Origin of the sequence: Moorena sp. SIO3I8, from assembly GCF_010692325.1 — a bacterium.
Taxonomy (GTDB): domain Bacteria; phylum Cyanobacteriota; class Cyanobacteriia; order Cyanobacteriales; family Coleofasciculaceae; genus Moorena.
In genome coordinates this window covers 1-9,248 of record NZ_JAAHHW010000186.1, presented here as the reverse complement: position 1 = coordinate 9,248, position 9,248 = coordinate 1, and the positions used below count along the sequence as shown (strand labels likewise).

General features: G+C 43.0%; 9 protein-coding genes. 4 read left to right on the top strand and 5 right to left on the bottom strand.

Annotated features, from left to right (window positions below):
• From F6K51_RS34020 to F6K51_RS34005, 4 genes are all read right to left on the bottom strand, one after another.
• The coding region (locus tag F6K51_RS34020; RefSeq protein WP_293029549.1) for a GGDEF domain-containing response regulator at positions 1-1,443 on the bottom strand (1,443 nt) is incomplete at its 3' end.
• Complete coding sequence (locus F6K51_RS34015) at positions 1,443-1,667, bottom strand: sensor histidine kinase (protein ID WP_364302468.1); 225 nt, start codon at positions 1,665-1,667, stop codon at positions 1,443-1,445. The genes F6K51_RS34015 and F6K51_RS34020, both read right to left, overlap by 1 nt.
• Before the next feature lie 575 nt (positions 1,668-2,242).
• Positions 2,243-3,700, bottom strand: coding sequence for a PAS domain S-box protein (locus F6K51_RS34010; RefSeq protein WP_293029546.1), 1,458 nt, complete (start codon positions 3,698-3,700; stop codon positions 2,243-2,245).
• A gap of 641 nt (positions 3,701-4,341) precedes the next feature.
• Positions 4,342-4,980, bottom strand: coding sequence for a histidine phosphatase family protein (locus F6K51_RS34005; protein WP_293029543.1), 639 nt, complete (start codon positions 4,978-4,980; stop codon positions 4,342-4,344).
• A 159-nt stretch (positions 4,981-5,139) separates the two neighbouring features.
• On the opposite strand from F6K51_RS34005, the gene F6K51_RS34000 reads away from it, so the two are divergent.
• The 4 genes from F6K51_RS34000 to mutT all read left to right on the top strand — a co-directional run bounded on the left by F6K51_RS34000 (position 5,140) and on the right by mutT (position 8,125).
• A complete protein-coding gene (locus tag F6K51_RS34000) occupies positions 5,140-6,099 on the top strand; it encodes an RNA polymerase sigma factor, RpoD/SigA family (protein WP_293029540.1) in 960 nt (319 codons plus the stop codon).
• 246 nt (positions 6,100-6,345) lie between these two features.
• A complete protein-coding gene (locus F6K51_RS33995) occupies positions 6,346-6,693 on the top strand; it encodes a DUF760 domain-containing protein (protein WP_293029537.1) in 348 nt (115 codons plus the stop codon).
• 396 nt (positions 6,694-7,089) lie between these two features.
• Entirely contained in the window at positions 7,090-7,590 is a 501-nt protein-coding gene (locus F6K51_RS33990) for an A/G-specific adenine glycosylase (protein ID WP_293029534.1), read from the top strand.
• A gap of 121 nt (positions 7,591-7,711) precedes the next feature.
• Positions 7,712-8,125: an 8-oxo-dGTP diphosphatase MutT gene (mutT, locus tag F6K51_RS33985; protein ID WP_202970699.1), complete on the top strand. Its 414-nt coding sequence runs from the start codon at positions 7,712-7,714 to the stop codon at positions 8,123-8,125.
• 76 nt (positions 8,126-8,201) lie between these two features.
• Here mutT and F6K51_RS33980 read toward each other — a convergent pair.
• A partial coding sequence (locus tag F6K51_RS33980) for a histidine kinase (RefSeq protein WP_293029525.1) occupies positions 8,202-9,248 on the bottom strand: 1,047 nt, incomplete at its 5' end.

Sequence of the window (9,248 nt, the reverse complement as noted above, 5' to 3'; positions counted from 1 at the left end):
TGCAGAATATCCGGTTCCAAAATCATCAATTGCAATTGCTAATCCTAGGTTTTTTAATTCATTTAACTGACGAATAGCAGTTTCAGTGTTTTTTACTAGTATACTTTCAGTTAGTTCTAGTTCTAGAGTTCGAGCGGTTAACTCAGTTGACTGCAAAATCTTGATCAAATTATGGTAAAAATCTGGTTTATTAAATTGACGACCTGATAAATTTACTGCTATCCGAAAAGAGGTGAATCCATCATTTTGCCAGACTTTAGCTTGCTGACAAGCCTGCTGTAATACCCATTCTCCAATGGATATAATCAGACCCGTTTCTTCCGCGATTGGAATAAATTTTGCTGGGGGAATCAAACCAAGTTCTGGATGATGCCAACGTAATAGAGCTTCAGCACCAACAATTTTTCCTGTCTCGAGACTGATTTGGGGTTGATAGTAAACCTGGAATTCTTCCCGTTCCAAAGCATAGCGTAAGCTACTCTGCAAGGTAAGATAATTTGAAGAATTGACATTCAAGGAACTGGTGTAAAACTGATATTGATCACCACCGTGACGCTTTGCCTGAAGCATCGCCTGGTTGGCATGATTGAGTAATTGTTCAACGTCTTCACCATCACGGGGATAAATGGTAATACCAATACTGGCGGTGATAAAAACTTCTTGATCATCCAGAACGATGGTTTGAGAGAGGCTCTCAAGAATGCTTTGGACAACATTGATGACATCTTGTTTGTGTTGAGCTGTGGCTATAATAACGGCAAATTGATCGCCATTTAAACGAGCAACTGTACCCTGATTATCCACACAATAAGTTAGGCTTTGAGCCACAAATTTGAGTAAGTAATCACCCCAAAAATGACCGAGATTATTGTTAACTTGATTAAACCGATCTAAACCCAAACACAGAAAGGTAAGCAGTTTGTGATTATCGTCGATGTGTTGTTTTACTTGCTTAAACCGTTCTCGCAACGACAGCCGATTAGGTAGGTTTGTCAAGCTGTCATGGCGGATTAAGTAATTGAGTTTATTTTTAGCTTCCTGAAGTTCAGTATTGTAATGCTTATGAACAGCAGCTTTTTTTTTGAGTCTACTGGAAATTGACCCGAGGAGTTCTGCTCTGGTAAAGGGTTTGGTAATATAGTCGTCTGCCCCTAGTTCCATACCCTGACGAAAATCATTTTTAGCAGCCTTTGCTGTCAAAAAAATAAAAGGAACTGTTGCCATCATTGAGTCTTGACGCAGGGATGTTAAGACACTGTAACCGTCCATTTCCGGCATCATGACATCACAGATAATTAAATCTGGGATAGTTCCTTTAGCTAAATTAACACCAACACGACCATTTTCTGCTCCAATGACATCAAATCCTTCGGCGTCGAGGAGTTCTATAATGTTTTCCCGGACAAATTCTTCATCTTCAATCACTAATATTTTTCTCATCATTAATTTGATAGCAAGTAATATATTGGCAGGGTTACAGTAAACGTTGTACCGACAGTGACCTCACTTTCTAGATCAATTTGACCTTGGTAGATATCGAGACACTTTTTGACAATTGCCAGTCCTAAGCCAGTGCCGGTAATTGTCCCCACATTCGTACCTCGATGGAAGGTCTCAAAGAGTAGTCCTTGGTCTTCTTCAGGAATACCAATACCTTGATCGCTGATTTTAAAGATAGCCTGATTGGCAGAGCAAGTGAGTTTAAGCTCAACTGTACTGTGCTATGCTACCTTTGGGAGAATACTTCAGTGCATTACTCAGCAAATTCTCCAAAATTTGCCTAAGCAATTTTTCATCCATATACGGTCGGGCGGATGATAACGAACTAGCCGCATTATTTTTTCCATGATTACTACCTAATTTTTTTTTAAACTTTTCTAAGCTATAAGTAAATTTTATTGTGTGCTCATTTCGTTAATTAAGCTGGATTTTATAAATTAAATCGGTGCAAAAACTTTCCAAGTCTATCGGCTTTAGCTGTAACTATATTTTACCGGCTTATACCTTGCCAATCAGCAAGATATCATTCAAAATTATGGTTATATATTGAACCATGTTTTTAATGCGAGGTAGGTGATGGTTATTTTTAGATTTTGATCATTTTGTTCCGTAATGTTCCAGTAAATTACCTGATGAATAAATCGTTATTATAGGGGTACCAAATTCGTTCGTAAGATTTCATGGTTATAAACCTGGATTTTAGCTCCCCAAGTTGTTTCTCTTTAGCCAGTGCCTTTATGATTTATACTTCCGTTTGTTTCCGTTTAGTGATATCTCTATCAACTCCTCGATAACCACAAAACTTGCCAAGACGATCAAAAATTGGTACACCACTGGTTTCCAGAACCACTAACTGACGATTTTTATTAATTCTGGTATTTTCCAAGTTGCTAAAGGGCTGTTTTAAAACGGTAAAGGAAGCTAAAATTTCCATCACACGTTTTGCCTCTTCCTTTAACATTAAGTCAAAGGGAGTTTTGCCAACTACTTCTGATGGTTCATAACCGAGTAAGTCCCAGATTTTGGGACTAGCGTAGGTATAGACAGCATTTTCATCCATCTCCCACATCCAATTGCTACTAATTTCTACGACATTACGAAACCGCTCTTCACTCTGCCGCAACTGCTCTTCTGCCTTCTGGCGCTCAATAATCTCCCCCTTGAGTGCTTGGTTCGCTTTCCTCAGAGCAGCGGTACGTTGTTGAACTCTGACTTCCAAAGCATCATTGACTTGTGCTAGGGTGAGTCGTGCTTCAATACGCTCAGTGATATCCTGGACAATAACAGCAACTTCATCTAACCCACTTTTAACAATACGAGCCTCAAAGTAGCGGAGTTTACCATCTTGTCTGACTGGGGACTCAATAACTTGCATCTCATCACTTTCTAGGGCTATTTCCACATGCTCCCAAATTAATCCTGCTACCTCAGTGGGTAAACAGTTATGTAAATGTTTCCCAATACAGTTATTGTTGAGAAACAGCACAGGGTTTTCAATGGCCGCTTTCCAATCCAAGTAAAAGCCATCCCGATTGACACGAAAGATTACATCTGGTATCGCTTCTAAGAGGGCTCGGTTTCTAGCCTCGCTTACTTTTAGTGCAGACTCTTTTTGTTTAAGTTCTTGGCTTTGTTTTTGATAGAGTTGCTCAAGTTCTTGGTGGGTTAGGGCAATGGCAAAATGATCGGCGATCCCTCGGATAAAGGCAATTTCTTGGACTGTCCATTCTCGTTCGTGTACGCACTGATACAAGGTCATACTACCTAGACAAGACTGCCCATGCAGCAGTGGCACCATCATGATGGCACGGAGGTCACATGGATAGGTTAATTCCTTCAGTTCTGGTGGGAGTTTTCCCTCCGATTCAGGAATAATCAACGGTTTGCCCTGAGCTAGCCAGGAGTGATAACTCTGAAAGAGGTGGCGAAATACCTCGATCAGACATGGCTCGCCTGTACTCTCCACTGATTGGGTAATGGGAAAGCTAACTTGATGAGTTGCCATAGCTGGAGGGTCGTGAGTGGGAAACATTAAACAGCCACTCACTTGCAAGATTTGATCTAATTGATTAGCTATGGTGGGTAGCAATTCATTGAGGACTAACGTCCCCCTTGTAACCTGGGCAATCTGGTTAATCATTTCCGCTTGGACTTTCAAGAGGTGATAGTCCACTCTTTGATGTCCAGTGCTCGATTCCATGGGTCTATGCTCAGGTAACATAACCAATAAAATTAGCTAAGAGCGGAACTGTCTAGCCTAGACTGGACATAGAGGCAACCGCCATCAATTCTACGCTGTACCATAATTTTCAGCCCATCCCCACCAATCAATTCGGGGGATTTGAGGTCAGTTGTCCATGCTAGTTAATTTGTGTCAGTTGTTTTGCAGCTACTAGCTTTTAGCTATGGGCTAAGTGCTAATTACATGCATGCAACTGACCATTGACCACTGACCATTGCAAGGCGTCGATTCATGCCCATACCAAGAACATAGGGGCAACACTCGCCGCCCAACCTTAGGTGATGGTAAGATGTTATACCACCACTAGATGCCTAAATTGTTGCACAGTCTTAATTTCTAGCCCTCGTGGAAACTACGGTGTCTTAGCTAGTTTGTCTATTTTGACACCTGTAAATTCACGAACAGTTAGTGTATCATTGGTCTTTGGTGATTGGTTATGGGTCAAAGCGCGTCCCTCAGCCAGATTAGCCCTAGGTCTTACCCGTTCGCGCCACTGTCGCCCCTTGGGCGAAGGGAAGTGTGAGATGATGAGTCAAAGGAGACTATGGCTGTAGACTATTGACAAAAACAACTTTGTATGTTATCGAAGCTTATACCCTTCAATTAAACCGGAGGACATCTTCTGTCTGACTCAGGTGAGAGGTATCTCCATTCAGTTCCATCACCCACTGTTTTTCTTGGCGCACTAGTTTAACTAAACAGCACAAGGATGCTTTAATGTTTTGTGTGGCACCCACTAGTCCCTGAGTGGTTCCAACTACTGATGGTCCGTGACCAACCAGTAGTAAATCTTCTGAAAATTGAGCGGTGATACGTTGTGCCGTTTCACCTGTTCGTTTGAGTAAAGCAACACTTGTTTCTGGATATTCAGGGATTACACAGGAAGTATAACTGGTGTCAATTCGCTGAAACTGCTTGTGCAATACTTCATTAGGCAGTCTTTCTGGTTCAGTTGCCATCCACTCAGGATTGAGCCATTCACTTAAACCCAACTCTAGCTTAATAGGTAAATCCAGAATTTCTGCGACTTGGTTAGCCGTTTGGACAGTTCGTAAAAACGGTGAGGCGAATATATGCCTAATTCCTTTTCCTACAAGGCGTTGACCCAGTTGCGCTGCTTGCAGTTCCCCATCTACTGAAAGGGGTGGATCATAGGGTCGCTCTGCCTTGTTGAACCATTCGGGGTTAACAAAGTCAAGGCGGTTTCCGTGTCTGGCAATCCAAACTGTTTGGGTCATCTTACCTTACACCTTCTTCGGGAATTTAGTTAAGTTATGTAAAATTTATTAAAATAATTTAACTGGAATCCCACAAAGCTTATCATCTGGTTTGGAAAACCAGCATGGTCTGCTTTAATTTTCTTAATTTAAATCTCACTGATAACGCCATCGAATTCAATGAAAACCGCTCAGGACTCTACAGATTTAGTTCGTACCTATTTAAAGGAAATCGGTCGTGTACCATTACTGACCCATGAGCAGGAAATTTCTTACGGGAAAAAGGTTAAACAGTTAACAACCTTAAAGGAAGTCAAAGAGTCCCTTGTCCAACAGCTGGGTCGTGAACCTACGTTTTCTGAGTGGGCAACAGCATCTTGCCTAACGGATTCTCAGTTAAAGTCTAGCATAGCTGTTGGTGAATCCGCTAAACGCAAGATGGTGGAAGCCAATTTGCGATTGGTGGTGGCAGTGGCAAAGAAATACATTAAGCGTAATCTCGAGTTGCTGGACTTGATTCAAGAGGGAACCATCGGCTTGCAGCGGGGTGTAGAAAAATTTGACCCTACCAAAGGCTATCGTTTTTCTACCTACGCCTACTGGTGGATAAGGCAGGCAATTACTCGTGCGATCGCAGAAAAAGGGCGCACGATTCGCCTTCCTATCCATATTACCGAGAAGTTAAACAAAATCAAAAAAGCCCAGCGCCAACTTTCCCAAAAGCTGGGACGAACAGCTACTATCTCAGAATTGGCAATTGAGTTGAACCTAACACCATCACAATTGCGCGAGTACTTCGAGCAAGCACGTCAACCCCTCTCTTTGGAGTTGCGAGTGGGGGATAACAAAGATACAGAATTAGTTGAGTTGCTCGAAGACACCGGTCCTGGACCAGAAGACTTTGTGACTCAATCGTTAATGCAGCTAGACTTAGAGAAATTCATGGATGATTTGACACCGCAGCAGAGGCAGGTGTTGAGACTCCGTTATGGCTTGGCAGAGGACGAACCAATGACATTAGCCAAAATTGGTCAACACCTCAACATCAGCCGTGAACGAGTGCGACAAATCGAACGAGAAGCGATCGCTAAACTTCGTAAGCGTCAAGGGGATATGCGGGAATATATCCCAGCTAGTTAATTTTTTCTGAGTCGGTTTAGTCATTAGTCATTAGTCATTAGTCATTAGCTACAATCACCAATGACTAATGACCAATAGGTGAGAAAATCAGATCCTAGATGGTTCGGTTCCACCTACTTTGCCATGGTCACTTGCCTGTTAAAGTAATTACAAATACGAAGCAGTAGAGCTAAACAGATAAACATCATCATTGGCTGCCGACTCTAGTAGAAAAACCGGAATTAGCCATCGCTAGGAGGTAAAACGGTGAATAACGCATCCAATCCCAATCATGTTCCTGAATTCTTTGATAAAGATTCTGACAATAATTTACTCTGGCAGTATGTTCAATCAATGAGTCCAGAAACCATTACCCAGCTGTCTAGACCAACGTCTTCGGAAGTCTATCAGGTGATGGAAAACAATATTATGGGAATGTTGGGAAACTTGCCTTCCCAAGACTTTGGCGTAACTATCAGTACTAGCCGTGAGAATCTAGGTCGCCTTTTGGCTTCAGCCATGGTTAGCGGCTATTTCCTTAGGAACGCTGAACAACGTATGGTTTTTGACAAGTCTTTGCAAATAGCTGAATCTCAATCTGTGGAGGAAGATTAGTCAAACCTTGGCCCCATAGGGCTGAATCTATAGATTTTTGATAGAAAATGCCCAATCGAATATCGGCAGATCATCACCTGAGTCTGTCGGTTTCTATTATTGAGGTTAGTGGACAGTAGGCAAAAGTATCACAAAGGTTGGCCATTGCCTCAAGTAATTTGCTATACTTTAACTATTATATTAGTGCCACGACCTTGTCTTAATTAATATTTCCCGAAAACCAAGGGTTTTGTAGTGACATTGGATCTGGTTCTAGAAATTTAATGGCGCACGAGGAATATTTCTTTGTGCTTTGGGAGATACCCCCTGGCGTTCGAATCAGCTTGCATTGGCGGGCTAAAGTTTATCTTGATAGACTTTGGTAGCTAAAAAGTATCGGAACAAAGAAGATCACTCTTGGACTGGTATACCAGAGCTGGTCGAGATTTACCTTGGCGACGAAGTTGGGAACCCTATAGCATCTGGGTGTCTGAAATTCTGCTAGAGCAGACCCAGGTCAAAACGGTCATTCCCTACTATCACCGCTGGATGGAGCAATTTCCCACCCTCGAACATCTGGCATCTGCTGATTTACAGCAAGTCCTCAAAGCTTGGGAGGGTCTGGGATATTACTCCCGTGCTCGCAACTTGCACGCCTGCGCTAAAACAATTATGCAGTGTCATGGTGGCGTTTTTCCCCAAGAGCTGAGCCAGGTCTTAGCATTATCAGGGATTGGTAGAACAACAGCAGGTGGTATTCTCAGCGCTGCCTTCAATCAGCCAGTGCCTATTCTCGATGGTAATGTTAAACGAGTAATAGCACGATTGGTAGCATTGTCGATACCACCTGCCAAAGCCACTCAACAATTATGGAAGCTATCAGAAGCCTTACTGGATCATCAACATCCTCGAGAGTAAAACCTACGGAATAATGGATTTGGGAGCAACTATCTGTACTCGGAAAACTCCCAATTGCCCTGATTGTCCCTGGAAAACTTACTGTCAGGCTTACAATCATGGTATTCAATCTGAAATACCTATGCGTGAACCATCTTCTCCCCTACCCACAAAAAATATCGGTGTCGCTGTGATTTGGAACGACCAGGGACAAATTCTAATCGACCGCCGACCTGCAAAAGGCTTATTGGGTGGTCTTTGGGAGTTTCCTGGTGGCAAAATTGAGCTTGGTGAAACTGTTCCGGAATGTATTAAACGGGAAATTCAGGAAGAATTGGGCATTGAGATTGAGGTTGGTGAACACCTGATCACAATTAATCACGCCTACAGCCACTTTCGTGTTGTGCTAAGTGTACACCACTGTCGCCATCTCAGTGGTGTTCCGCAACCTATTGAATGTGATGAGATTCGCTGGGTAACCTTAGATGAAGTAGATCAGTTTCCCTTCCCCAAAGCCAATACTCAGATTATTGCGGCTTTGCGCTCTCAAGACTGAACAGCGATTACCTGATCAGTTCAAGAAAACAACCTTAAACCTTAAACCTTAAACCTTAAACCTTAAACCCCATTTCCTATCGATAAATCGGTAAGGTGAAGTGAAAACAGCTGCCACCCTTGATAGGTGAATCAACCCAAATGCGACCATAGTGGGCACGGATAATCTTTTGACATAGGGCTAAGCCCAACCCATAGCCTTCTATAGCTTCGTCTCGCTTAAGGCGGAAGTGGTTTTCAAAAATGCGATCGCGATTTTCTTGTGGTATACCAGGACCATTGTCGCAAACGCTAACTTGAACTTTCTGGGTAGTACGGTGGATGCTAGACACAGCAATTTTCCCCCCTTTGGGAGTATACTTAATCGCATTATCCAGCAGGTTAATTAGCACCTGACGCACCAATTCTTCATCGCCGTAGACAGGAGGCAAGTCTTGTGGGATGTCGGTTTGCAGAACCTGAGCTTTGAGCTGAAACTGTTCATGCATCTGAACTAGAACGTCTTGGCAAAGTCTGCCAAAATTCAGCTTATGAGGTCGGATGTTGAATTCAGCATTACTTCCCTTCCTAGCTTGCAGCAGATCCACCACCATCCGGTTGATAGTGCGCAATTGATTACGAGCTTGCTCAAACAGCCGTGCCTTTAGCTGTGGCGTCAGCCCAGATTTTCTGCCATTCTGGGCTACTGGTTGCTCTAGCTGTAGGGTTTCCAAGGCAATGGATGCTGCTGTCAAAGGACTGCGCAAGTCGTGAGCTAACATGGATATGACTTGGTCTTTAAATTGCAGCTGCTCAAGCAATTCTTCTCTATCTTTCTTGAGGCGAAATACTTCGTCGGACAGTCGAATCAGTTCCAAGGCACAAGCCAGGGAACCAGCTGTCTCTGGTGATGTCTCAGCCGAGGAGTTAGATGAGCTAACAGTTGGTTGTAAAGGGAATCCTTGGGTAAGTTGGGTTTGGTTTTCTTCTAGAGAGCGTTGCCAGCGGGGCCACCAGTTCTTCAGCTGGGCAACTAGATTACTACCTGCAAGGGTTTGTTTGGGTTTCGGATTAATCTTAATCAGTGCTGGGGTTGCTACTAGCTTAAAGTGTTCAGCTAGATAGGGTTGTTCCCCAACATCCAC

Bases quoted from the DNA above. Each gene is read 5' to 3' on its own strand.
- F6K51_RS34000 (WP_293029540.1), top strand. From the start codon at position 5,140: ATGAAAACCGCTCAGGACTCTACAGATTTAGTTCGTACCTATTTAAAG.
- F6K51_RS34005 (WP_293029543.1), bottom strand. From the start codon at position 4,980: ATGACCCAAACAGTTTGGATTGCCAGACACGGAAACCGCCTTGACTTT.
- mutT (WP_202970699.1), top strand. From the start codon at position 7,712: ATGCGTGAACCATCTTCTCCCCTACCCACAAAAAATATCGGTGTCGCT.
- F6K51_RS34010 (WP_293029546.1), bottom strand. From the start codon at position 3,700: ATGGAATCGAGCACTGGACATCAAAGAGTGGACTATCACCTCTTGAAA.